This is a genomic window from Pseudomonas sp. BIC9C (assembly GCF_034541995.1).
Classification (GTDB): domain Bacteria; phylum Pseudomonadota; class Gammaproteobacteria; order Pseudomonadales; family Pseudomonadaceae; genus Aquipseudomonas; species Aquipseudomonas fluorescens_CC.
On sequence record NZ_JAWDGM010000004.1, the window covers coordinates 343,184 to 366,916 of the forward strand.

Annotated in this window: 20 protein-coding genes and 1 pseudogene; 19 read left to right on the top strand and 2 right to left on the bottom strand. The window is 62.8% G+C overall.

What is annotated here, in order from left to right:
- Positions 1-11 precede the first annotated feature (11 nt).
- From RS887_RS19390 to RS887_RS19415, 6 genes are all read left to right on the top strand, one after another.
- Complete coding sequence (locus RS887_RS19390) at positions 12-1,013, top strand: polysaccharide deacetylase family protein (protein ID WP_322616613.1); 1,002 nt, start codon at positions 12-14, stop codon at positions 1,011-1,013.
- Positions 1,010-2,314 (top strand): lipopolysaccharide biosynthesis protein, encoded by a 1,305-nt coding sequence (locus RS887_RS19395; RefSeq protein ID WP_322616614.1) that lies wholly within the window; start codon positions 1,010-1,012, stop codon positions 2,312-2,314. Before RS887_RS19390 ends, RS887_RS19395 begins: the two co-directional genes overlap by 4 nt.
- Positions 2,311-4,230, top strand: a complete 1,920-nt coding sequence (locus RS887_RS19400) for a hypothetical protein (RefSeq protein WP_322616615.1) — start codon at positions 2,311-2,313, stop codon at positions 4,228-4,230. Before RS887_RS19395 ends, RS887_RS19400 begins: the two co-directional genes overlap by 4 nt.
- Positions 4,231-4,313: 83 nt before the next feature.
- Positions 4,314-5,000, top strand: coding sequence for an N-acetyltransferase (locus tag RS887_RS19405; RefSeq protein ID WP_322616616.1), 687 nt, complete (start codon positions 4,314-4,316; stop codon positions 4,998-5,000).
- 4 nt (positions 5,001-5,004) lie between these two features.
- Positions 5,005-6,198 (top strand): GNAT family N-acetyltransferase, encoded by a 1,194-nt coding sequence (locus RS887_RS19410; RefSeq protein ID WP_322616617.1) that lies wholly within the window; start codon positions 5,005-5,007, stop codon positions 6,196-6,198.
- On the top strand, positions 6,170-6,964 hold the full coding sequence (locus RS887_RS19415) for a ChbG/HpnK family deacetylase (protein ID WP_111285116.1): 795 nt from the start codon (positions 6,170-6,172) through the stop codon (positions 6,962-6,964). The genes RS887_RS19410 and RS887_RS19415 overlap by 29 nt, the downstream gene beginning before the upstream one ends.
- Before the next feature lie 836 nt (positions 6,965-7,800).
- Here the strand turns inward: RS887_RS19415 and RS887_RS19420 are convergent.
- Complete coding sequence (locus RS887_RS19420; protein ID WP_322616618.1) at positions 7,801-8,097, bottom strand: DUF1330 domain-containing protein; 297 nt, start codon at positions 8,095-8,097, stop codon at positions 7,801-7,803.
- A gap of 70 nt (positions 8,098-8,167) precedes the next feature.
- Here RS887_RS19420 and ribBA point away from each other — a divergent pair, with 70 nt between their 5' ends.
- The 6 genes from ribBA to RS887_RS19450 all read left to right on the top strand — a co-directional run bounded on the left by ribBA (position 8,168) and on the right by RS887_RS19450 (position 15,504).
- Positions 8,168-9,277, top strand: coding sequence for a bifunctional 3,4-dihydroxy-2-butanone-4-phosphate synthase/GTP cyclohydrolase II (gene ribBA, locus RS887_RS19425; RefSeq protein ID WP_322616619.1), 1,110 nt, complete (start codon positions 8,168-8,170; stop codon positions 9,275-9,277).
- A gap of 293 nt (positions 9,278-9,570) precedes the next feature.
- The gene (locus RS887_RS19430; protein WP_008022157.1) at positions 9,571-10,596 is read left to right on the top strand and encodes an ABC transporter substrate-binding protein; all 1,026 of its coding nucleotides are present in this window, start codon (positions 9,571-9,573) and stop codon (positions 10,594-10,596) included.
- Complete coding sequence (locus tag RS887_RS19435; protein ID WP_322616620.1) at positions 10,593-11,537, top strand: ABC transporter permease; 945 nt, start codon at positions 10,593-10,595, stop codon at positions 11,535-11,537. The genes RS887_RS19430 and RS887_RS19435 overlap by 4 nt, the downstream gene beginning before the upstream one ends.
- 6 nt (positions 11,538-11,543) lie before the next feature.
- Positions 11,544-12,353 (top strand): ABC transporter permease, encoded by an 810-nt coding sequence (locus RS887_RS19440; RefSeq protein WP_007976227.1) that lies wholly within the window; start codon positions 11,544-11,546, stop codon positions 12,351-12,353.
- Between the two features lie 17 nt (positions 12,354-12,370).
- Positions 12,371-13,525, top strand: a complete 1,155-nt coding sequence (locus RS887_RS19445) for an ABC transporter ATP-binding protein (RefSeq protein ID WP_322616621.1) — start codon at positions 12,371-12,373, stop codon at positions 13,523-13,525.
- A 263-nt stretch (positions 13,526-13,788) separates the two neighbouring features.
- On the top strand, positions 13,789-15,504 hold the full coding sequence (locus RS887_RS19450; RefSeq protein ID WP_322616622.1) for an amidase: 1,716 nt from the start codon (positions 13,789-13,791) through the stop codon (positions 15,502-15,504).
- Between the two features lie 45 nt (positions 15,505-15,549).
- On the opposite strand, the gene RS887_RS19455 is transcribed toward RS887_RS19450, so the two are convergent.
- Positions 15,550-16,548 carry a bile acid:sodium symporter family protein gene (locus RS887_RS19455; protein ID WP_322616623.1) on the bottom strand — a complete coding sequence of 333 codons (999 nt, stop codon included), beginning with the start codon at positions 16,546-16,548 and terminating at the stop codon, positions 15,550-15,552.
- Between the two features lie 85 nt (positions 16,549-16,633).
- Here RS887_RS19455 and RS887_RS19460 point away from each other — a divergent pair, with 85 nt between their 5' ends.
- The 7 genes and pseudogenes from RS887_RS19460 (at position 16,634) to RS887_RS19490 (ending at position 23,675) form a co-directional block, all read left to right on the top strand.
- Positions 16,634-17,422: a helix-turn-helix transcriptional regulator gene (locus RS887_RS19460; RefSeq protein ID WP_322616624.1), complete on the top strand. Its 789-nt coding sequence runs from the start codon at positions 16,634-16,636 to the stop codon at positions 17,420-17,422.
- A 187-nt stretch (positions 17,423-17,609) separates the two neighbouring features.
- On the top strand, positions 17,610-20,528 hold the full coding sequence (locus RS887_RS19465; RefSeq protein ID WP_322616625.1) for a monovalent cation/H+ antiporter subunit A: 2,919 nt from the start codon (positions 17,610-17,612) through the stop codon (positions 20,526-20,528).
- The gene (locus RS887_RS19470; protein WP_008020558.1) at positions 20,528-20,872 is read left to right on the top strand and encodes a Na+/H+ antiporter subunit C; all 345 of its coding nucleotides are present in this window, start codon (positions 20,528-20,530) and stop codon (positions 20,870-20,872) included. Before RS887_RS19465 ends, RS887_RS19470 begins: the two co-directional genes overlap by 1 nt.
- Positions 20,869-22,554, top strand: coding sequence for a monovalent cation/H+ antiporter subunit D (locus tag RS887_RS19475; protein WP_322616626.1), 1,686 nt, complete (start codon positions 20,869-20,871; stop codon positions 22,552-22,554). The genes RS887_RS19470 and RS887_RS19475 overlap by 4 nt, the downstream gene beginning before the upstream one ends.
- Complete coding sequence (locus RS887_RS19480) at positions 22,551-23,039, top strand: Na+/H+ antiporter subunit E (RefSeq protein WP_322616627.1); 489 nt, start codon at positions 22,551-22,553, stop codon at positions 23,037-23,039. Before RS887_RS19475 ends, RS887_RS19480 begins: the two co-directional genes overlap by 4 nt.
- Positions 23,036-23,314, top strand: a complete 279-nt coding sequence (locus RS887_RS19485) for a K+/H+ antiporter subunit F (RefSeq protein ID WP_007986253.1) — start codon at positions 23,036-23,038, stop codon at positions 23,312-23,314. The genes RS887_RS19480 and RS887_RS19485 overlap by 4 nt, the downstream gene beginning before the upstream one ends.
- Positions 23,315-23,409: 95 nt before the next feature.
- A pseudogene (locus tag RS887_RS19490) lies at positions 23,410-23,675 on the top strand (Na+/H+ antiporter subunit G).
- The last annotated feature ends 58 nt before the right edge of the window (positions 23,676-23,733 follow it).

The following is a 23,733-nucleotide window of genomic DNA, read 5'->3' on the forward strand; positions in this document are numbered from 1 at the left end:
AGGTGCATGCCGTGGCGATCAAACAACTGTTAAAACGCACCAGTGGCTGGCTGTACCTCAACTCCCCGGTCGGGCGCAATCAACTGCACGGCGCCGGTGTGATCCTGATGCTGCACCGGGTACTGGCCAGCGACCAGGCCGCCGAACTGCCCCACCGCAATGAACTGTGCGTCGGGCCAAAGGCGTTTGAACATTTGCTGGTGTGGTTGAAAAAACACTTCGACTGCGTGCCGCTGATGGACATTCTGCAACCCGATACGCAGCGTTCGCAGCGGCCGAAAGTGGCGCTGACCTTCGACGACGGCTGGCGCGACAACGCGTTGAATGCCTTCCCGTTGCTGCGAAAACACCAGGTGCCGGCGAGCATCTTTCTGTCCACCGACTTCATCGGTAGCCGCCAGCGCTTCTGGTGGGAAAGCATCGGCGAAACCCTGTGGAACAGCCATGGCGAACAGGCACGCCAGAAACTGATCGAACGCTTGCAGCAGCTAGGGCGTCCGTTGCCGACACGGTGCGATGACCCGGACCGGCAACGCCGCAGCCTGGCGTTGCTGAACTTTTTGCAGAGCCTGAAAACCCTGTCGCCGCTGGACCTCAATCGCCTGACCGACGACTGCCCGCACGAGTCGTTGCCCCAGGCGCTGGACTGGCAGCAAGTGCGCAACCTGGAAGCGTCCGGCCTGGTGCGCTTCGGCCCCCACGGTGCCAGCCACGCCATCCTCACCGGCCTCGACGATCAACGCCTGGATGAAGAACTGAGCCGCAGTCGCGACGCGCTGCTCCACGCCTGCAACCGGCCGTTGCCGGTTTACTGCTACCCCAATGGCGACAATGATGCGCGTGTGCGCCAACAGGTGGCCAGGCATGACTTCCCGTTTGCCCTGGGTACCGGTACCGGCATTTATCGAGGGGCCGAAGATCCGCTGGCGCTGCCACGCTTCGGCGTCAGCCAGCGTACCGCGCGCAATCCCGAGTTGCTGTCCTGGCGCATCTTTCGTGGGGCTCGTCCATGAGCCGCAACAACTACCTCAGGCACCTGGCCCTGAGCATGGGCACCAAACTGGCGATGATCGCCCTGCGCTTGCTGCGTAACGTGTTGCTGGCACGGATTCTCGGCCCCAGCGAACGTGGCTTGTTTGCCTTGCTCAGTGCCCTGCCCGACCTGATTAGCGCGGCCACCAGCGGCGGCCTGAATTCAGCGGTGGGCTATCAGGCGGCCAAGCAACGACCAATGGGCTTGCTGCTCAGCCAGGTGCTGCTGTTCGGTTGTCTGCTGGCGGCGTTGCTGACCTTGCTGGTGGTGGCGCTGACCCGCGAGTTCGGCAGTGAACTGGACATCACCACGCAATTGGGCCTGCTTGCCTGGCTGTTGCTGCTGGCGGTGCCGCTGACCGTGCTCAAAAGCGGTTTGCTGACCCTGCATAACGCCTCGGGCGGCGTGGTCGCGTTCAATGCCTTGCGCCTGATCGAGTCGCTGGCGCCGCTGCTGCTGTTCCTTGCCCTGTTCTGGATGTGGAAAAGCGCGGCCCTGGAGGCGGCATTGATCAGTTGGCTGACGGGGATCAGCCTGGTGGTGCTGGCCGGTTGGGTCTGGCTCAAGCGCGAGCATCCACTGAGCCTGCAATGGGACCGCGCCAGTCAAAACGAACTGCTGCGCTACAGCGCCCGCAGCCATCCGGACCTGCTGTTCCAGCAAGTGATCCTGCGCTCCGACTACCTGTTCATCGGTGCCCTGCTCGGCACCACGGCACTGGGTCACTACGCCATGGCCAGCGCGGCCGCCGAGTTGCTGCTGATCGTTCCGGAAGCCGTGACCACGCCGCTGATGAAGCGCCTGCTGCAACAGGAAGAAGGCATCGAAAAAGTCACACCACTGGCCTTGCGCTTGACCGCCACGGTGATGATCGGCGCTTGCCTGAGCATGGCAGTGGTCGGTGAATGGTTGATCGTGACGCTGTTTGGCGAGGCCTATCAGCCTGCCTATCCTGCGTTGCTGGCGCTGCTGCCAGGCCTGCTGGGTCTGTGCTACGCGAGCATTCTGCGCCTGGACCTGCTGGGCAAAAACCGGCCCGGCGCGATTTCGTTGTTGATGGGCCTCAGCGCCCTGCTCAACCTGACGCTCAATGTGCTGCTGATCCCGACCTACGGCATCGTCGGCGCAGCAGCCGCGTCCTCTATCGCGTACCTGGCCGTGACCCTGGCGCTGTTGGTGCTGTATTGCCGGTTGAGCCACGTGCCGATCTGGCAAACGCTCATCGTCCTGCCCGGCGACATCGCGCCGATGCTGCTGATGCTGCAACGGAAATCGGCATGAAACGCCTGTTATTGCTGGTGAGCCTTGGCCTCGGGCTGAGCGCCGAAGCTGCCCCCATGCGTTGGGCCGATATCCGCGATGGCAGCCTGTACCTGCAAACGGACCGCCCCGACACCCTGACCGTGCTCTGGGCCCCGGTGTGGCAGGCTGAAGCCAACGAAGAACACCTCTACTTGCTCGACGGCCAGGGCAAACTCCAGAGCGAACGACTGATTGCCGCCAATGAGCCCCGCGGCAGTCAACGCTGGGACCTGGCGCCGGGCGCCGCCAGTTATCGACTGGAAATTCCTGGCTACAGCTTCCGCCGTTATACGGTTGAGCACGACGACCGCACCGTCGCACTGTTCGCCCCGGCCAAGGTGCATTTCAGCGCCGAGCCCCGGGACGGTGACGAGTTGTATTTCAAGGTCGCGGCGGGTGAACACGCGGTGCTGGCCGGCAAATTCCACGGTGGCGTCGGCGCGTTGCAAGCGCAGCGCGTGAGTGACGGCCAACAGCTTTCACTGTCTCTCAAGCCTTACCCCGCCTATTGGCAGTTCGACAAAGTCGGGTTGCCCGTTGCAACCAGCGATCAAGTCTGGCACCTGCACCTGCGCGGCAGCGGCAAGGTCGCATTCTGGCTCGACGGCACGGCCAACCTGTTCGCCCAGAACCCGCAACAGCTCAAACCCTTGCGCGAAGACGAAGGCGAGACCCGGCTGACGCTGCACCAGGACGTGCTCGGCAAGACCCCGAACCTGGGTATCGCCCTGCCCTATGCGCGGCCGCCGGATTCCAGTTTCGCCGTGCTCGATGCCCTGCAACCACAGGCCGGAACCTATTACAGCCTGGTCGACATCATGGCCACGCGGCCGCATTACGAAGACGTGTTCCGCCGGCTGTATCAGGATCGCTTCGGCATTACTCAGGACATCACCCTGTTGGCCGGCAGTCAGCGCAAGGCCGACCTGCGCGCCGACACCACCAGCAACGCCGGCCTCGACGCCTGGCTCGCCGCCACACGCGCACTGGGCGGCAAGGGCACGCACTACATCAGCTTTGCCGACGAACCGAACCTCAACTACCCGGACTACGCCAGCTACCAGCGCATCTTCAACAGCATGGCCTGGCAAGTGCGCAGCAACCCGGACAACGCCAAAGCCGGCGTACGCATCGCCATGCCGGCCAGCTCCCGGTTCGTCAATGGTCCGTTCGTCGACAATGCCGCCGACAAGCGCGGCATCGACTGGGCCCGACGCTTGCTGGCCGAGTCTGGCGACAGGATCGATGCGCTGGCATGGCACGAATGGATGGTCCGCGACCTGCTGGCGACCCGTGTCTACCGCGATAGCGTACGCAAAGCGGCAGAGCTGGTGGGGCTCGACGCCCAGGGACGACCGCGCAAGGCCTTGTTGCTGGACCAGACCAACATGTCCAGCGGGGCCAGCCTCAGCCCTTACGATCAGGAAACCCACTACGCCTCGTTATGGTGGGCCTCGGTCATCATCAATGCATCCCAGGACGGCTTGCTCGACATGCTCGGCTGGTTCCAGGCCGACGACGAACCCGAGTATCCCAAGGGCATGTTCCGCGTGCTCGGCAAGGACGAATTCGAGCTCAAGCCCGTAGGCCTGGCGCAGCAATTTATCCGCAAGCATTGGCTACAGGATGTCATGCGCCTGGAGAACGACGCCTTCGAGGTTGACGTGCTGGCCATGTCTGCCGGGCAGCAACGCAGCCTGCTTGGCGTCAACAAAGGCTCGCGTCTGCAGCGTGTGAGCCTGGCTGGCGCGCAATGCCCATTGTCCCAGGGATCATTGCGCTATTTCGGCGCCGACAACCGCAGTCGCGACGCATCTTTCAAATGCCTGGAGGGTCGCATCAACTTCGATTTACCAGGAGAAACCCTGTTTGCCCTCAGCTGGAGCGCCACATGAACGTCATTGATTTTTGCCGTGCAGTCGATTCGTCGTGCATTGAGTCACTCCACTCGCGACCAACACCGTGAGGAGTCGAAAACATGAATGTTCTAGAAAAACTCAGCGATCACCTCAAGCAAAAAGGCCTGCGCGCCACCGTCGGCAAGTTGTGGAAACACTACGTGTTTTTCCACGAAGAACTGTTGTGGATGGAGCGCGATCTGGTGAGCCCGGTACCGCCACACAAGCTTCGGCCCTATGCACCGCCGCGACTGGAAACCATCACCCCACAAAACGCCGTAGCGTTCGCCAGGCACTTCGGTGATCGCGTGGGCACCATGGCCGAGTTGGCGTGCGAAGGGTACACCGGGCACATGTACCTGGATGAACACGGCGATACCGTGGCCTTTATCTGGGGCAGCAAACGCGATTATCTCGACCGTCATTACTACGGCTGCCTGTTCCCGGTGAAGCCAGGCGAGTTCTTCCAGTTCGCTCTCGAGCAGATTCCTGCCTACCGGGGCACCACGTTGTCGGTCGATTTTCAGCTGAACCTGTGGAAAGCCATGGCCGATCAAGGCTGCAACAAAGTGGTGGACATCTGCGAGTCCCACAACATTCCCGCGCTCAAGCTGCACATCCGCATGGGGTATCGCGAGCAAGGACGGATCATGAACATTTACCACCTGTTCGGCTGGCGCTTCTTCCGCGAAACCCGTTACAGCGGTTCACGCCTGGATGCCTTGCGCAAACCGGCCCCTTCTCCTGTTCCAGCCGAGGCGAGCTGACCTTATGTCTGCACGATTCGAATGGCGCACTTCGCTGTGCACCGACGATTTTCCGGTCGCGGCTTACGAAGCGTTGCGCCAGCGCGTAACGGACCACACGCCGTTCAACACCCTGGCCTGGCTATACGCATCGGAACTGGAACTCAAGCCCAACGCGCAGTTGCACGTGCTGCTAGGCTGGCAGGGTGACGAACTGGCGCTGTGCCTGCCGCTGGTGGCGTCCGTGGAGCGCTTTGCGCGTTTGCCGTTTCGGGCCCTGCATCACTTGGGCTATCCCCTCACCGACCGCCTCGCACTGCTGACGAGGCTGGACGATGACAATTTACGCAAGGCGCTGACGCAGATCCGTCAACGCCTGCCCCATACCGTGCTGCAACTCAACGAACTGGCCGGCTCCACGGCACAGGCCCTGGCACCTTGGCAGGCGCTGAGTTCGACCTCCGAACAACGCCTCAGCTGTCGAGTGCCGGTGCACCTGATCAGCGAGGCCGACCATCAGGAAGTCTCCGGCGACCCGCGCTACAAGCTGCGCCGCGCACGCAAACGCATTGCTGCGTGCGGTGCCCAGGTGCGGCGGATTACGCCCGACGCCCTGACCATGGGGCCGCTGTTGCAGGAACTCAGTGAGGTCGAAGCGGTGAGCTGGAAAGGCGATGAAGGGGTCGGGATCTTTTCCGATGCGCGCCATCGCCTATGGATGGACCGCGCCTTCACCGCCCTGGCGGCCCGAGGCCTGGTGCGCGTGGTGGTGCTGGAGCTGGAGGGGCGCTGCATCAGCTATCGCCTTGGCTTGCTGGAACAGGGTCGACTGTACGACTACAATCTGGCGTTCCTGCCGCAATATGCCGACCTGGGCAGCGGCCGGGTGCTGCTCGAAGAGTGGATTCGCTGGGGCCTGGAAGACAACTGGTGCTGGATCGATGCGTCCCGGGTCAGCCTGGAAAACTCCAGCCATCAACTGCACGAACGCATGACCGGGCAACTGGAACACTGGCGATGGAGTTTTTACTCCTGGCGCCCGGGCGGCCTGGTGCTGGGGCTGGCCTTGCGGGTCTGGCAACGCTTGAAACCCCGATTGCAGCAATGGCGAGCCCGACGCGCGGCGGCCGCAGTCGCGACACCCGCGGTCAAAACGCCTGCGCCTACGGAAAAACTCAAGGAGGGTGAACATGCCTCGGCAAGTGATAGTCAACGCTGACGATTTCGGCCTCAGTGCCTGCGAAAACGCGGTGATCCTTGGCGCGTTCCAGGCCGGGCTCATCAGTTCCGCCACCGCCATGGCCAACATGCCGGCGTTCGAAGCGGCCTGCGTCCTGGCCCGGCATCCGTTGCTCGAAGGCCGCATCGGCCTGCACTTCAACCTGACCTACGGCCGTCCGCTGAGCCAGAGCATCGTGCAGCGTCCGACGTTTTGCGACGGTGCCGGCGTGTTCGACCTCAACCTGCCCCGCACCCGCCTCTGGCTCGGGCGCCGGGATCGCCACGCCGTACTGGAAGAACTCGAAGCCCAGTGGCAGCGCTGCCTGGACAACGGCTTGCGCCCCAGTCACCTGGACTCCCATCAACACGTGCACAACATCTGGCCGATCGGCGAGATTGTCGCGCGCTTCGCCGCCCGCCAGGGGGTGCCGGTGCGTCTGGCGCGCAACCTGGGACAAAACCTCAGCCTGCCCAAACGCGTGTTCAAGGACCTGCTCAACCGGCGCCTGAGCAACCTGGCCGGCGCCACCGCCGACTACGTGTGCACCCCGGTGGATCTGCGCAACGCCGAGCCGCCACCCGACGGACTGCTGGAAATCGTCGCCCACCCGAACCAGCTCGGCGCCGACTTCGGCGATGCCTACCTGGAACCGGGAGAGTCCTTGAGCGTGTTGCTGGAACAGCGTTTGCCGGGTGTACCGCGAGTGGCCTATACCGCTGCGGGCGATGCCGCACCTCGCCGTGCGCAGGCCGTTCTGGAGTAATCCGCAATCCCTGTGGGAGCGTGGCTTGCTCGTGATGGCTATGTGGCTGGCAGCTTATGTTTTTGGAGTGTACATATCCGTTATTGCGGCAACGGCCACTTAGGGTTCCGCCCTTACGGCGGGTTACTTGGAAGAGCCCCAAGTAACCAAGGGCTCTTGCCCCTGACGTTCGGTGCCTCGCCAAGGCTCGGCATCCCCTCGCTTCGGTCCTGCTCCGTGGGCCCGCCGCGATCGGCCATCCATGGCCATACGCGGCTAACCCGGCATCCATGCCGGGTTGCCCACTGCACAGAACCTGCGCTCGGCCTCTCGAGGGGCAAGAAGATCAAAAGCCAAAGCCAAAGCGAGGCGGCCTGCTGGCCGGCCTGATCGCAACTGAACTCGTTTCCTGTAGGAGCGAGCTTGCTCGCGAAAAACGCCAGGACACCGCGGGGATTCAGACAGCCCGCGTTATCGGAGTCCGGATCGGCGTATACAGACACTCTTCACCACTCTACAGGGCCGAGCGTTAGCTCGCCTGCCGCTCTTGATCTTGATCCACCCGCCCCCTCGGAAGGCTGAGTGGAGGTGTTCATCCGGGGATGGGCGCGCAGCGCCGTTCGACGCAGTCGAACACATTGCATGTAGGTGCAGCGAAGCCAACCGGAGGGCAATGCCCCCGGATGAATACCGGAGCGAAGGAACCCCGAGCCTTGGCGAGGGGCCGTACGTTCGGGGCGAGACCTTTGGTTCCTTTGGGCTGGGCCGGCACTCCGGCGTTTGCCAAAGGGACTCGCCGTAAGGGCGAAACCGCCAGCCGCCGTTACCGCAGCAACGGATATGTACTGAGTCGCCATTCAGAGCGGCACCACACCCTCAACAATAATCACCTCAGCCACAGCCACCCCATCACGATACCCCCTAGCCTCCTGATACAACGCCGAGTGATAGCAAGCCACCGCCTGCTCATAGGAGTCAAACTCGATCACCACACTGCGTTGCGGCGTCGATCGACCTTCCATCGCCTCGCTGCGCCCGCCCCGCGCCAGAATCCGACCACCATACAAGGCAAACGCCTTCGGCGCCCGCTGCGTGTATTGGCTGTATCGATCGGGATCAGTGACATCCACATGAGCAATCCAGTACGCCTTCATAGTGACCTCTCTGCTTACTTTGTATTATGGTATACCACATTACCCATCCAACAAATATCGAGACTCCAGCATGGCCTTCAACAGCATCGAAGAAATCATCGAAGATTACCGCCTCGGCAAAATGGTCCTGCTGGTCGACGATGAAGACCGGGAAAACGAAGGCGACCTGTTGCTGGCCGCCGATTGCTGCACACCCGAGGCGATCAGCTTCATGGCCCGTGAAGCCCGGGGCCTGATCTGCCTGACCTTGACCGACGAACACTGCAAACGCCTGGGCCTGGAGCAGATGGTGCCGAGCAACGGCAGTGTGTTCAGCACCGCATTCACCGTGTCCATCGAGGCCGCCGTCGGAGTGACCACCGGCATTTCCGCCGCCGATCGTGCCTGCACCATAGCCGCCGCCGTTGCCGCCAACGCCGGCCCTGCCGACATCGTGCAACCCGGGCATATCTTCCCGTTGCGCGCCCGGGAAGGCGGCGTGCTGACCCGCGCCGGTCATACCGAGGCCGGTTGCGACCTGGCCCGCCTGGCCGGCTTCACGCCGGCTTCGGTGATCGTCGAAGTGATGAACGACGACGGCACCATGGCCCGGCGCCCCGACCTGGAAGTGTTTGCGCGCAAGCACGGGATCAGGATCGGCACCATCGCCGACCTCATCCACTACCGCCTCAGCACCGAACACACCATCGTGCGCATCGGTGAACGTGACCTGCCAACCGTGCACGGCACCTTTCGTCTGATCACCTTTGAGGATCGCATCGAAGGCGGTGTCCACATGGCGATGGTCATGGGCGATCTGCGCCGCGATGAGCCGACGCTGGTGCGCGTGCACGTGATCGACCCGTTGCGCGACCTGGTCGGCGCCGAGTACAGCGGGCCGAGCAACTGGACCTTGTGGGCGGCCTTGCAGCGTGTCGCCGCTGAGGGCCACGGCGTGGTCGTGGTGCTGGCCAATCACGAATCCTCGCAAGCGTTGCTCGAACGCGTGCCGCAATTGACCCAATCGCCCCGGCAGTTCAGCCGTTCGCAGTCGCGGATTTACTCGGAGGTGGGTACTGGCGCGCAAATCCTGCAAAACCTTGGCGTGGGCAAGCTGCGCCACCTTGGGCCGCCACTGAAATATGCGGGCTTGACCGGTTACGACCTGGAAGTGGTGGAGAGTATTCCATTCGCGGGTTGATGCATCCCCTGTGGGAGCGGGCTTGCTCGCGAAGCGGCCGGTACATTCAACATCTTCGTTGACTGTTACACCGCCTTCGCGAGCAAGCCCGCTCCCGCAGGGGGAATGTGTCGACGCTGAAAATTGCGTTTTTGGCTGATAGCCGGTACGGCAAAGTGCTTGCACAAAGTTTGGAATACCATAATATGATATTCCATAGACCGGACAGTCAGAACTGACTCGATGGGCCTGTTGCTCCCGATAGGCGGGCACTCAAAAGCCCCGCTCATAAACACAACAATGAGGGCGTGAAAATGGTGTTGAACAAACGTGCGACCGCGGTTCTTTTTGCGGGACTGCTGAGTGTGACCAGCCAGGCATTGCTGGCGGCTGAAAGCGTCAACTTCGTGAGTTGGGGCGGCAGCACCCAGGATGCGCAAAAGCAGGCCTGGGCCGATCCGTTCAGCAAGGCCAGCGGCATCACCGTTGTGCAGGATGGCCCGACCGACTATGGCAAACTCAAGGCCATGGTCGAAAGCGGCAACGTGCAGTGGGACGTTGTCGACGTCGAAGCCGACTTCGCCCTGCGCGCCGCCTCCGAAGGCTTGCTCGAACCCCTCGATTTCAAAGTCATCGAACGTGACAAGATCGACCCGCGTTTTGTCTCCGATCACGGCGTCGGCTCGTTCTTCTTCTCCTTCGTCCTCGGCTACAACGAAGGCAAGCTCGGCGCCAGCAAACCTCAGGACTGGTCCGCCCTGTTCGACACCAAGACCTACCCCGGCAAACGTGCCCTCTACAAATGGCCAAGCCCTGGCGTGCTCGAACTGGCGCTGCTGGCCGATGGCGTGCCGGCCGACAAGCTCTACCCGCTGGACCTGGACCGCGCGTTCAAGAAGCTCGACAGCATCAAGAAAGACATCGTCTGGTGGGGCGGCGGCGCGCAGTCGCAGCAGCTGCTGGCCTCCGGTGAAGCGAGCATGGGCCAGTTCTGGAACGGCCGGATCCACGCCCTGCAGGAAGACGGCGCCCCAGTCGGCGTAAGCTGGAAGCAGAACCTGGTCATGGCCGACATCCTGGTCATTCCCAAGGGTTCGAAAAACAAGGACGCGGCGATGAAGTTCCTGGCCAACGCCAGCAGTGCCAAGGGCCAGGCGGACTTCTCCAACCTGACCGCCTACGCCCCGGTCAACGTCGACAGCGTGCAGCGCCTGGATTCGGTGCTGGCCCCCAACCTGCCGACCGCTTACGCAAAGGATCAGATCACTCTTGATTTCGCGTACTGGGCCAAGAACGGTCCGGCCATCGCGACACGGTGGAACGAATGGCTGGTCAAATGAAAATGACGGCAACCGCGCCTCATCCATCCACGGCCACCGGGAGCGCCATTGGCGCTGCCGGTTCGGCACCCGGCCAGACCGTTGCCAGGCAACCCTCGCCGTCGCTGAAACAGCGTTGGCGTGGCGCCAGTAACCTGGTCCCGGCGCTGCTGTTTCTCGGCCTGTTCTTTCTCGCGCCGCTGATTGGCCTGCTGTTGCGCGGCGTGCTGGAGCCGGTGCCAGGCCTGGGTAACTACGAGCAGCTATTCGCCAACTCGGCCTATGCGCGGGTCTTGCTCAACACCTTCTCGGTGGCCGGCCTGGTGACCTTGTTCAGCCTGTTGCTCGGCTTCCCGCTGGCCTGGGCGATCACCCTGGTGCCGCGCGGCTGGGGTCGCTGGATCCTGAACATCGTGCTGCTGTCGATGTGGACCAGCCTGCTTGCCCGCACCTACTCCTGGCTGGTGTTGCTGCAAGCCTCGGGGGTGATCAACAAGGCGCTGATGGCCCTGGGCATCATCGATCAACCGCTGGAGATGGTGCACAACCTCACCGGCGTGGTGATCGGCATGAGCTACATCATGATCCCGTTCATCGTACTGCCGTTGCAGGCGACCATGCAGGCCATCGACCCGATGATCCTGCAGGCAGGTTCGATCTGCGGCGCCAGCCCCTGGACCAACTTCTTCAGGGTGTTCCTGCCGCTGTGCCGGCCGGGGCTGTTCTCCGGCGGCCTGATGGTGTTCGTGATGTCCCTCGGTTACTACGTGACCCCGGCCTTGCTGGGCGGCGCGCAGAACATGATGCTCCCCGAGTTCATCATTCAGCAGGTGCAATCGTTCCTCAACTGGGGCCTGGCCAGCGCCGGCGCCGCGTTGCTGATCGTGATCACGCTGGTGCTGTTCTACTTCTACCTGAAGCTTCAGCCGGAATCCCCGGTTGGCGCCAGCAACGCGAGGTAAGCCGTCATGCTCCTGACTCCCAATGCCATGAGCCGGCGCATGCGCTTCGGCCTGTACGCCACCACCGGGCTGATCGGTCTGTTCCTGCTGCTGCCGATCGTGTTCATCGTGTTGCTGTCGTTCGGCTCGTCACAATGGCTGGTGTTCCCGCCACCGGGCTGGACGCTGAAATGGTACGGCCAGTTCTTCTCCAATGCCGACTGGATGAACGCGGCGATGGCCAGCCTCAAGGTCGCGGTGTTGACGACGTTCTTCGCCGTCGCATTGGGCCTGCCGACTGCGTTCGCCCTGGTTCGCGGCCGTTTCCCCGGCCGGGAAATGCTCTACGGCCTGTTCACCCTGCCGATGATCGTGCCCCTGGTGATCATCGCCGTGGCGGTGTACGCGCTGTTCCTGAAACTCGGCTACACCGGGACCATGTTCGCGTTCGTGGTCAGCCACGTCATCGTCGCGTTGCCGTTCACCATCATCTCGATCATCAACTCGCTGAAGCTGTTCGATCAGTCGATCGAGGATGCGGCGGTGATCTGCGGCGCTTCGCGTCTGCAAGCGGTGTTCAAGGTGACCTTCCCGGCGATCCGTCCGGGCATGGTGGCCGGCGCCCTCTTCGCCTTCCTCGTCTCGTGGGATGAAGTGGTGCTGAGCGTGATGATGGCCAGCCCGACCCTGCAAACCCTTCCCGTGAAAATGTGGACCACCCTGCGCCAGGACCTGACGCCCGTGATCGCCGTCGCCTCGACGCTGCTGATCGGCCTCTCGGTTTTGGTCATGGTGATCGCCGCCGCTCTGCGCCGGCGCAACGAAATCAGCGCCTGAGCGCCCAGGAGTACGACATGAGTGCAGTGATCCAAGATTCCGCGCAGCAAAATGACAAGCCCCTGGTCAGCCTGCGTAACCTGAACAAGCACTACGGCGACTTTGCCGCCGTGGACAACATCTCGCTGGACATCAAGGACGGTGAATTCCTCACCTTCCTCGGCTCCAGCGGCTCGGGCAAAAGCACGACGCTGTCGATGCTTGCCGGCTTCGAAACCCCGAGCAGCGGTGAGATCCTGGTCAACGGCCAGTCGCTGGTCAACGTGCCGCCACACAAACGCGACATCGGCATGGTGTTCCAGCGTTATTCGCTGTTCCCGCATCTGTCGGTGCGCGACAACATCGCCTTCCCGCTGGCAATCCGCAAACTCGCCACCACCGAACGTGACAAGCGCGTCGATGCGATGCTCAAACTGGTGCAGCTGGAGCAATTTGCCCACCGCCGCCCTTCGCAACTGTCCGGTGGCCAGCAGCAACGGGTCGCCATCGCCCGGGCCCTGGTCTATGAACCACGCATCCTGCTGATGGACGAGCCGCTGGGAGCACTCGACAAAAAACTGCGCGAGGACTTGCAGGATGAACTGCGCCAACTGCATCGGCGCCTGGGCATCACCATCGTCTACGTGACCCACGATCAGGAAGAAGCCATGCGCCTGTCCCAGCGCATCGCGATTTTCAGCCACGGCAAGATCGTCGGCCTGGGCAGCGGCTATGACCTTTACCAGAACCCGCCGAACGCCTTTGTCGCGTCGTTCCTCGGCAACTCGAACTTCCTCAAGCTCAAGGCCCAGGGTAATGCGGTGGCGACTTTCGAAGGCCAGGCGCTGTCGATCCGCCTCACTGCCGGCCTGCAAACCAATCAGGACGTGCTGCTGATGGTGCGTCCGGAAAAAGCCCTGGCCCTGAGCAATGAACAAGCGATGGCCGAACCGCTGGCCGCCGGCTGGAACGAAGTCTCGGCCAAGGTCGTGGAAGTGCTGTTTCTCGGCGAAAGCCAGACCTGCAGCGTGGTCACCGCTGGCGGCACCTCGATGACGGTCAAGGCGCTGTCCGCCGCCGGCATGCCGCTCAAGTCCGGTGACACGGTGCGGGTGCGCTGGGCCACGGCGGACGCCTGCGTGTACACCGAATGGGCCGAAAGCGACCTGAACAAGGCTGCCGGCGCTCACTGATCCATTGGCCTGCGCGTGCGGGCCACTATAATGAGTCACCCTCGGGCCACCACAACGTCGGGTTGTGGTGGCCTTTTTTCTGTCGCCTGTAAGATAAATTGGACAACGGATTCCTATAATCCCGGTTTAATGCTAAATAGTGCTCAGTATTTTTAACACTGACCCTGTCGTGCCACACAGTGCAACGAGAATAACGATATGAATGTCCATTTCGAGAAAAGTGAAGTGTTTGGGACCCTCCACCTGCAAATGGCGGTGGCAGCATGATCGAAGTCACCGAAGTTTCCATTGCCCAGTTGCGCGCCGCGCTCGAATCCGGCCAGACCACGTCGGTTGAGCTGGTCCAGGCCTATCTTGCGCGGATCGACGCCTATGACGGCCCCGAAACACTTACTGCCCTGAACGCAGTCGTGGTGCGCAACCCCGAGGCGCTCGCCGAGGCACGGGCCTCCGACGCCCGTCGCGCCAAGGGCGAGGTGCTGGGACCGCTGGACGGCATCCCTTACACCGCCAAGGACAGTTATCTGGTCAAGGGGCTGACTGCCGCGTCCGGCAGCCCGGCCTTCAAGGACCTGGTCGCTTATCGCGATGCATTCACCATCGAACGCCTGCGCGCCGCCGGGGCGATCTGCCTGGGCAAGACCAACATGCCGCCGATGGCCAACGGCGGGATGCAGCGCGGCGTCTACGGCCGCGCCGAGAGCCCGTACAACGCAGACTACCTCACTGCCCCTTTTGCCTCCGGCTCGTCGAACGGTGCTGGCACGGCGACCGCGGCCAGTTTCTCGGCCTTCGGCCTGGCGGAAGAAACCTGGTCGAGCGGTCGCGGCCCGGCCTCGAACAATGGTTTGTGCGCCTACACCCCTTCACGCGGGGTGATCTCGGTACGCGGCAACTGGCCGTTGACCCCGACCATGGACGTGGTCGTGCCGTTTGCCCGGACCATGGCCGACCTGCTTGAAGTACTCGACGTGGTGGTGGCCGATGACCCGGACACCCGCGGCGACCTGTGGCGCCTGCAACCCTGGGTGCCGATCCCGAAATCGTCCTCGGTGCGTCCCGAATCCTACGTGGCCCTGGCGGCGAACAGCGAAGCACTGGCTGGCAAGAAGTTCGGCATTCCGCGCATGTACATCAACGCCGACCCTGAAGCGGGCACCTCCGAAGCGCCGGGCATCGGCGGGCCAACCGGCCAGCGCATCAACACCCGTCCTTCGGTGATCGGGCTCTGGGAACAGGCGCGCAAGGCCCTCGAAGCCGCGGGTGCCGAAGTGCTCGAAGTGGACTTCCCGCTGGTGTCCAATTGCGAGGGCGATCGCCCCGGCGCGCCGACCGTGTTCAATCGCGGCATCGTCTCCAAGGAATTTTTACACCATGAACTGTGGGACCTGACCGCCTGGGCGTTCGATGATTTCCTGCAGGCCAATGGCGACCCGAAACTGAACCGTCTGGTCGATGTCGACGGCCTGCAGATCTTCCCTCACGACCCGGGCACCCTGCCCAACCGCGAGGGCGACCTCGCCGCCGGCATGGACGAATACGTGCGCATGGCCGAACGCGGCATCACACCGTGGGACCAGATCAGCACGGTGCCGGACGGCCTGCGCGGACTGGAAAAGACCCGCAAGATCGATCTGGAAGACTGGATGGATCGCCTGGGCCTCGACGCGGTGCTGTTCCCGACGGTCGCCGATGTCGGCCCGGCAAATGCCGATGTCGATCCGCAATCGGCGGATATCGCCTGGAGCAACGGCGTCTGGGTCGCCAACGGCAACCTCGCCATCCGTCACCTCGGCGTGCCAACGGTCACCGTACCGATGGGCGTGATGCCAGACATCGGCATGCCGGTCGGCCTGACGTTTGCCGGGCGCGCCTATGACGACTCCAGGCTGCTGCACCTGGCATCGGCGTTCGAGTCGACCGGCAGCAAACGCATGATTCCGCCGCGTACCCCGCCATTGGTCGCTGACAAGCGCTGACCCGTAAAACCGTGGCGGCTCACTTGAGCCGCCATTGCTGGCTAATCAGGGATCGACCTGGGCCATCAGTTCCGGAATCGATTCCGGCCGATTGGCATAACGCTGCGCCAGCACCGCACAGACCATCAGTTGAATCTGGTGGAACAGCATCAACGGCAGGATCAGCACCCCAATGGTGCTACCGGCAAACAACACCTGCGCCATCGGTACACCGGTTGCCAGGCTTTTCTTCGAGCCGCAGAAGAGAATGGTGATGCGGTCTTCCTGATTGAAGCCGAATGCTTTGCCCAGTACGGTCGAGGCCGCCAGTACCAGCGCCAGCACCACACAACACGCCACCACCAGCCCGGCCAGATCCAGCAGCGGAATCTGGTGCCAGAGGCCCTCGATCACCGCCTCGCTGAACGCGCCGTAGACCACCAGCAAAATCGAGCCCTGATCGACGAACTTCAACCAGCTTTTGTTACGCGCCACCCAGTTGCCGATCCAGCGTCGCGCGATTTGCCCGGCAATGAACGGTAGCAGCAATTGCACGCTGATCTTGAGGATGGCGTCGAGGGTCGAGGCGCCTTCGCCGTGCACATTCAACAGCAGGGTCACCAGCAACGGCGTGAGAAATATCCCGAACAGGCTGGACGCCGCCGCGCTGCAAATCGCCGCCGGGATGTTGCCCCGCGCCAGCGAAGTAAAGGCAATCGCCGACTGAACCGTGGCGGGCAGCGCACACAGGTAAAGCATGCCCATGTACAGGTCATTGCCAATCAGCGGCGACAGCAGCGGCTTGAGCGCCAGACCGAGCAACGGAAACACCACGAAAGTCAGGCTGAACACCAGCAAATGCAGGCGCCAGTGCCCGGCACCGGCAATGATCGACTCGCGGGACAGCTTGGCGCCATGCAGAAAAAACAACAGTGCGATGGCGATGTTGGTCAACCAGCCAAAACCGACCGCGACCTGGCCGCTGACGGGCAGCAGGCTGGCGAGCGTCACCACGCCGATCAGGGTCAGGGTGAAGTTGTCGGGTAACAAGCGGGGGCGAGTCATGGGTTTGATCATCCGGGGGTTGCCAGTACGTGAAAGCGACTCTAACGTGCTTGGGAATTACCGACTAACGCCCATGAGCCAGCAGATGCCGCCTAAAGGACATGACAAAAGTATCCGGCGCAGTATTCCCGGGCTGTCCAGCCTGCCACGGCCACTCTACGGCCGTACCGAATCACTGCCCAATCGCGCACTGACCCGGCGTCACAGCCACCCGTGGGTGCAGCTGTCCTATGCCATTCAGGGCGTGCTCGAAATACAGACCGGCGCCGGGCGTTTCGTGGCCCCGCCGGAGCGTGCGGTGTGGATTCCGGCGGGCATGCCGCACCGGGTGTTCAGTTCGCCGCGCACGGAAATGCGCAGCCTGTACATCGATTGCAGCGTCTCGACGTGGGCGCCGCCGGGCTGTCATGTGTTGGGGGTCAGTGATTTGTTGCGCGAGCTGATCCGTGCCTTCAGCCAGATTCCGGTGGAATACGATCAGAACGGCCCCCACGGTCGGTTGGTCCAGGTGATTCTGGATCAGTTGGCTGAGGCGCCACAGATCGACTTGATGCTGCCGCTGCCCCAGGACAGCCGATTGCGGCAAATCGCGCAAAGCCTGGAGTCGCACCCGGAACAACAGACCACGCTCAGTCACTGGAGCGACAAATTCGGCGTCACCGAGAAAACCCTCAGTCGCCTGTTCCTGCGCGACACCGGTCTGACCTTTCGCGCCTGGCGACAGCGCTTGCGCCTGCTCGGCGCCCTGACGCCACTGGAACAGGGCGAACGCGTGACCGACGTCGCCCTGGCCTGTGGCTATGACTCGACGTCGGCATTCATCGCTGCCTTCCGCCAGCAGTTCGGCGAAACACCGGGGGAGTTCTTCCGCTAAACCCTGCACAAAACAACCTGCAGGAGCCTGCTCGCGAAGGGGACCACCCAGTTGAAGTCATTCCCTCTGAAACAATGTGAATCAGGACTTTTCCGGCTACCGTGTAGGATTCTGCGACAGCTTGGCGTTTGGTGATCCGGTAGCTGGCACGTATGATGCTTCACAAACTTCCGCAGATTAGAAGCCTATGTCCCTGATAGTTCTACTGCTTCTGCCTTTCATAGGCAGCTGTTTGGCGGCCGTGTTGCCGCACAATGCACGTAACGCCGAATCCCTGTTGGCAGGCCTGATCGCCCTGATCGGCACCCTTCAGGTCGCGTTCCTGTACCCGCAGATCGCCCATGGTGGCGTCATTCGCGAAGAGTTTTCCTGGCTGCCCAGCCTGGGCCTGAACTTCGTCCTGCGCATGGACGGTTTCGCCTGGCTGTTCTCCATGCTCGTGCTGGGCATTGGCACCCTGGTTTCGCTGTACGCCCGCTACTACATGTCACCGAACGATCCGGTGCCACGATTCTTCGCATTTTTCCTGGCCTTCATGGGCGCCATGCTCGGGCTGGTGATCTCCGGCAACCTGATCCAGATCGTGTTTTTCTGGGAGCTGACCAGCCTCTTCTCGTTCCTGTTGATTGGCTATTGGCACCATCGCGCCGATGCCCGGCGCGGCGCCTACATGGCGCTGATGGTGACCGGTGCGGGCGGTTTGTGCCTGCTGGCGGGGGTGATGCTGCTTGGCCATGTGGTTGGCAGCTACGACCTGGACAAGGTCCTGGCCGCCGGCGATCTGATTCGCGCCCACACCCTCTACCCGATTCTGCTGCCCCTGATCCTGATCGGCGCTCTGAGCAAAAGTGCGCAATTCCCCTTTCATTTCTGGCTGCCCCACGCCATGGCCGCGCCGACCCCCGTGTCGGCGTACCTGCACTCGGCGACCATGGTCAAGGCCGGGGTGTTTCTGCTCGCGCGGCTATGGCCTTCGCTGTCGGGCAGTGAAGAATGGTTCTACATCGTCAGCGGCGCCGGTGCCTGCACCCTGTTGCTGGGGGCGTATTGCGCGATGTTCCAGAACGACCTCAAAGGGCTGCTGGCCTACTCGACCATCAGCCATCTCGGCCTGATCACACTACTGCTCGGTTTGAACAGCCCGCTGGCCGCCGTGGCCGCGGTGTTCCACATCCTCAACCATGCGACGTTCAAGGCCTCACTGTTCATGGCCGCCGGGATCATCGACCACGAAAGTGGCACCCGCGACATCCGCAAGCTCAGTGGCCTGTACAAGCTGATGCCGTTTACCGCCACCCTGGCCATGGTCGCCAGCGCCTCGATGGCCGGGGTACCGTTGCTCAACGGTTTCCTGTCCAAGGAAATGTTCTTCGCCGAAACCGTGTTCATCAATGCCACGCGCTGGGTCGAGTTGAGCTTGCCGATCGTGGCAACGATTGCCGGTACCTTCAGCGTGGCTTACTCCCTGCGTTTCACCGTGGATGTGTTCTTCGGTCCGTCCGCGACCGACCTGCCGCACACGCCCCACGAGCCACCGCGCTGGATGCGTGCGCCGGTTGAGCTGCTGGTGTTCACCTGCCTGCTGGTGGGGATCTTCCCGGCCCAGGTGGTAGGCCCGCTGCTCGCGGCGGCGGCGCAACCGGTGGTCGGCGGCACGCTGCCCGAATACAGCCTGGCCATCTGGCACGGCCTGAACGCACCGATGATCATGAGCCTGATCGCGTTGTCCTGCGGCACCGTGCTCTATCTGCTGCTGCGCAATCAATTCAAGCGCGGAAACTTCAACCGTCCGCCCGTCATCGGTCGCCTGGACGGCAAGCACCTGTTCGAATACGCCCTTGTCACCATCGTGCGCCTGGCCCGTCGCCTGGAGCCGCGGATTGGCACCAAACGCCTGCAAATGCAGTTGTTCCTGGTGGTGCTCGCCGCCTTGCTGGCCGGGTTGATTCCCATGCTGCACAGCAGTCTTCACTGGGGTGACCGGCCGAAAATCCCCGGTTCGATCGTCTTCGTCACCCTGTGGTTGCTGGCCATTGCCTGTGCCCTTGGCGCGGCCTATCAGGCCAAGTATCACCGACTCGCGGCCCTGACCATGGTCAGCGTCTGCGGCCTGATGACCTGCGTCACCTTCGTCTGGTTTTCGGCGCCGGACCTGGCCCTGACCCAACTGGCGGTCGAAGTGGTGACCACGGTGCTGATCCTGCTGGGCCTGCGCTGGCTGCCACGACGGATCGAAGAAGTCTCGCCGCTGCCAGGCAGTCTGCGCCGGGCGCGGGTACGGCGTATCCGCGACTTGCTGCTGTCGACCTCGGTCGGTGTCGGCATGGCGTTGCTGGCCTACGCCATGCTGACGCGCCAGACCCCCAACGACATTTCCTCCTTCTACCTGAGTCGCGCCTTGCCCGAAGGCGGCGGCAGCAACGTGGTCAACGTGATGCTGGTGGACTTCCGTGGTTTCGACACCCTTGGTGAAATCACCGTACTGGTGGCCGTGGCCCTGACCGTGTATGCCCTGCTGCGCCGCTTCCGTCCGCCGAAAGAAAGCCTGCAACTGCCGGCCCAGCAACGCTTGCTCGCACCGGATGTGGTCACCGACCTGGTCAACCCGCGTCACGCCAGCGACACCGCGCTCGGCTTCATGATGGTGCCGGCGGTGCTGGTGCGCCTGCTGTTGCCGGTGGCGCTGGTGGTGTCGTTCTACCTGTTCATGCGTGGGCACAATCAACCGGGCGGCGGCTTTGTCGCCGGGCTGGTGATGTCGGTGGCGTTCATCCTGCAATACATGGTCGCCGGCACGCAGTGGGTCGAGGCGCAAATGAGCCTGCGGCCGCTGCGCTGGATGGGCACCGGGCTGCTGTTTGCCACGGCCACCGGCCTGGGAGCCATGGTGGTCGGCTATCCGTTCCTGACCACCCACACCTGGCATTTCTCGTTGCCGCTGCTGGGTGACATTCACCTGGCCAGCGCGCTGTTCTTCGACATCGGTGTGTACGGCGTGGTAGTTGGCTCGACCCTGTTGATCCTCACCGCCCTCGCCCACCAATCGGTGCGGGGTCACAAAACCGCTGCCCAGCCTAAATCCGTTACCGCCAAGGGAGCCGTCTGATGGAAGAAGTCATCGCAATCGCCATCGGCGTACTGGCCGCGTCCGGCGTCTGGCTGATCCTGCGCCCACGGACGTTCCAGGTGGTCATGGGCCTGTGCCTGCTGTCCTACGGGGTCAATCTGTTCATTTTCAGCATGGGCAGCCTGTTCATCGGCAAGGAACCGATCATCAAGGACGGCATACCTCAGGACCTGCTGCATTACACCGACCCGTTGCCGCAGGCACTGGTGCTGACGGCGATCGTCATCAGCTTCGCCATGACCGCGCTGTTTCTGGTGGTGCTGCTGGCCTCCCGAGGCCTGACCGGCACCGACCATGTGGATGGCCGGGAGCCCAGGGAATGATGGCGATGACCCACTTGATCGTCGCGCCCATTCTGCTGCCGCTGCTGACCGCCGCGATCATGCTGATGCTTGGCGAGAAGCACCGGTCGCTCAAGGCAAAGATCAACCTGATCTCCAGCCTGCTCGGGCTGGGCATTGCCGTGGCGTTGTTGCAATGGACACAAACCACCGGTGTGCCCGGCTCCATCGGCGTGTACCTGCCGAGCAACTGGCAAGTGCCGTTCGGCCTGGTGCTGGTGGTCGATCGCCTGTCGGCGCTGATGCTGGTGTTGACCGGCCTCATCGGCGTCAGTGCCCTGCTGTTCGCCATGGCCCGCTGGGACAGCGCCGGTTCGAGTTTTCACGCGCTGTTCCAGATCCAGTTGATGGGCCTTTACGGCGCGTTCCTCACCGCTGACCTGTTCAACCTGTTCGTGTTTTTCGAGGTGTTGCTGGCCGCGTCCTACGGGTTGATGCTCCACGGCTCGGGCCGGGCGCGGGTGTCGTCGGGGCTGCATTACATCTCGATCAACCTGTTGGCCTCGTCGCTGTTCCTGATTGGCGCGGCGCTGATCTACGGCGTCACCGGCACGCTGAACATGGCCGACCTGGCGGTGAAAATCCCGCTGGTGTCCGCAGCCGATCGGGGCTTGCTACATGCCGGCGCGGGGATTCTGGCCATCGCGTTTCTGGCCAAGGCCGGCATGTGGCCACTGAACTTCTGGCTGGTGCCGGCCTACTCCTCGGCCAGCGCGCCGGTGGCGGCGATGTTTGCGATCATGACCAAGGTGGGCGTCTACACCTTGCTGCGCCTGTGGACGCTGCTGTTCTCCGCCCAGGCCGGGGCGTCGGCGTTCTTTGGCGGTGAGTGGCTGATTTACGGCGGCATGGCGACCATCGTCTGCGCCGCCATCGCGATCCTCGCCGCGCAACGCCTGGAGCGCATGGCCAGCCTGAGCATTCTGGTGTCGGCGGGCATTCTGTTGTCGACCATCGGTTTCGCCCAGCCGAACCTGGTTGGCGCGGCGCTGTTCTATCTGTTCAGCTCGACCCTGGCGTTGAGCGCACTGTTCCTGCTGGCCGAACTGATCGAGCGCTCGCGCTCGGCCAACGAAGTCCTGCTCGAAGATGAGACCGAACTGCTGCCCCGCCCACTGGAATCCCTGCATCCGCCCAAAGGTACCAACCTCGACGACGAACAGAAGGCCGTGGTCGGCCAGGTGATTCCCTGGACCATGGCGTTTCTCGGCCTGAGCTTCATCGCCTGTGCTTTGCTGATCATCGGCATGCCGCCGCTCTCCGGGTTTATCGGCAAACTCGGGTTGATCGGTGCCTTGCTCAATCCCCTGGGTCTGGGCAACAGCGGTGACACACCGATTTCCAGCGCCGCGTGGGGCTTGTTGGTGTTATTGATTTTGTCGGGGCTGGCGTCGCTGATCGCGTTCTCGCGCCTGGGCGTCCAGCGCTTCTGGACTCCGGCGGAACGACCATCGCCCCTGCTGCGACGCTTCGAATGCGTGCCTATCTTCGCGCTGCTGGGCTTGAGTATTGCGCTGACCTTCAAGGCAGATCCGCTGCTGCGCTACACCCAGGCCGCCGCCGACGCCTTGTACAACCCGCAGCAATATGTGATGGCCGTGCTCGACACTCGCGTCGTGCCGAACCCGACGGCCAAGGCGACCCCGCAGGAGGTGCAACCGTGAAGCGTCTGTTTCCCGCACCCTTGCTGTCGCTGGCCTTGTGGCTGTTGTGGCTGTTGCTGAACCTGTCGACAAGCACCGGCAATCTGCTGCTGGGTGCGGCGCTGGGGTTTTGTGCGCCGCTGATGATGCGCCGGCTGCGTCCGCTGCCGGTACGCATCCGTCGTCCCGGGGTGATCCTGCGTCTGGTGCTGCTGGTCGGACGTGATGTGCTGGTGTCCAACTTCGCCGTGGCCTGGGGCGTGCTCAATGCCGGTCGCCGCCCGCCCCGCTCACGATTCATCAAGGTGCCGCTGGACCTGCGCGATGCCAACGGCCTGGCCGCGCTGTCGATGATCACCACGGTGGTGCCCGGTACGGTCTGGTCGGAGCTGGCGCTGGACCGCAGCATTTTGCTGTTGCACGTCTTCGACCTGGACGATGAGGCGCTGTTCATCCAGCACTTCAAGGCGACCTACGAACGCCCGTTGATGGAGATCTTCGAATGAGCCCGTTGCTGTCGAACGCGATCCTGCTGAGCCTGTTCTTCTTTTCCCTGGCGATGATCCTGACCCTGATCCGCCTGTTCAAGGGGCCGTCGGCCCAGGACCGGGTTCTGGCGCTGGACTACCTGTACATCGTCGCGATGCTGATGATGCTGGCGCTGGGTATTCGTTATGCCAGTGACACGTACTTCGAGGCGGCGCTGCTGATAGCACTGTTCGGTTTCGTCGGCTCGTTCGCCCTGGCGAAATTCCTGCTGCGTGGTGAGGTGATCGAATGAATGCGCCATTGTCGATGTGGGTGGAAATCCCGGTGGCGATCCTGCTGGTGCTCGGCAGTCTGTTTGCGTTGATCGGCGCCACGGGCCTGCTGCGCATGAAGGATTATTTCCAGCGCATGCACCCACCCGCCCTGGCCTCACGACGCTCGGAGCCTGGTGCGTGGCACTGGCTTCGATCATCTACTTTTCGGCGCTCAAGTCCGCGCCGGTATTGCACGCCTGGCTGATTCCGATCCTGCTGGCGATTACCGTACCGGTGACCACCTTGCTGCTGGCCCGGGCGGCACTGTTTCGCAAACGCATGGCCGGGGATGATGTGCCGGCCGAAGTGAGCAGCCGTCGGACCGAAAGCAGCAGTTAAAGCAAATTTTTTAGTGCCTGGACCGGCCTCTTCGTCGGATCGCCGCCCGGACCAAGCC

What these genes read in the sequence shown, in the direction of transcription:
- RS887_RS19395 (WP_322616614.1), top strand. Translation starts at nt 1,010, where the DNA reads ATGAGCCGCAACAACTACCTCAGGCACCTGGCCCTGAGCATGGGCACC.
- RS887_RS19400 (WP_322616615.1), top strand. Translation starts at nt 2,311, where the DNA reads ATGAAACGCCTGTTATTGCTGGTGAGCCTTGGCCTCGGGCTGAGCGCC.
- RS887_RS19405 (WP_322616616.1), top strand. Translation starts at nt 4,314, where the DNA reads ATGAATGTTCTAGAAAAACTCAGCGATCACCTCAAGCAAAAAGGCCTG.
- RS887_RS19410 (WP_322616617.1), top strand. Translation starts at nt 5,005, where the DNA reads ATGTCTGCACGATTCGAATGGCGCACTTCGCTGTGCACCGACGATTTT.
- RS887_RS19415 (WP_111285116.1), top strand. Translation starts at nt 6,170, where the DNA reads ATGCCTCGGCAAGTGATAGTCAACGCTGACGATTTCGGCCTCAGTGCC.
- RS887_RS19420 (WP_322616618.1), bottom strand. Translation starts at nt 8,097, where the DNA reads ATGAAGGCGTACTGGATTGCTCATGTGGATGTCACTGATCCCGATCGA.
- ribBA (WP_322616619.1), top strand. Translation starts at nt 8,168, where the DNA reads ATGGCCTTCAACAGCATCGAAGAAATCATCGAAGATTACCGCCTCGGC.
- RS887_RS19430 (WP_008022157.1), top strand. Translation starts at nt 9,571, where the DNA reads ATGGTGTTGAACAAACGTGCGACCGCGGTTCTTTTTGCGGGACTGCTG.
- RS887_RS19435 (WP_322616620.1), top strand. Translation starts at nt 10,593, where the DNA reads ATGAAAATGACGGCAACCGCGCCTCATCCATCCACGGCCACCGGGAGC.
- RS887_RS19440 (WP_007976227.1), top strand. Translation starts at nt 11,544, where the DNA reads ATGCTCCTGACTCCCAATGCCATGAGCCGGCGCATGCGCTTCGGCCTG.
- RS887_RS19445 (WP_322616621.1), top strand. Translation starts at nt 12,371, where the DNA reads ATGAGTGCAGTGATCCAAGATTCCGCGCAGCAAAATGACAAGCCCCTG.
- RS887_RS19450 (WP_322616622.1), top strand. Translation starts at nt 13,789, where the DNA reads ATGATCGAAGTCACCGAAGTTTCCATTGCCCAGTTGCGCGCCGCGCTC.
- RS887_RS19455 (WP_322616623.1), bottom strand. Translation starts at nt 16,548, where the DNA reads ATGACTCGCCCCCGCTTGTTACCCGACAACTTCACCCTGACCCTGATC.
- RS887_RS19460 (WP_322616624.1), top strand. Translation starts at nt 16,634, where the DNA reads ATGCCGCCTAAAGGACATGACAAAAGTATCCGGCGCAGTATTCCCGGG.
- RS887_RS19465 (WP_322616625.1), top strand. Translation starts at nt 17,610, where the DNA reads ATGTCCCTGATAGTTCTACTGCTTCTGCCTTTCATAGGCAGCTGTTTG.
- RS887_RS19470 (WP_008020558.1), top strand. Translation starts at nt 20,528, where the DNA reads ATGGAAGAAGTCATCGCAATCGCCATCGGCGTACTGGCCGCGTCCGGC.
- RS887_RS19475 (WP_322616626.1), top strand. Translation starts at nt 20,869, where the DNA reads ATGATGGCGATGACCCACTTGATCGTCGCGCCCATTCTGCTGCCGCTG.
- RS887_RS19485 (WP_007986253.1), top strand. Translation starts at nt 23,036, where the DNA reads ATGAGCCCGTTGCTGTCGAACGCGATCCTGCTGAGCCTGTTCTTCTTT.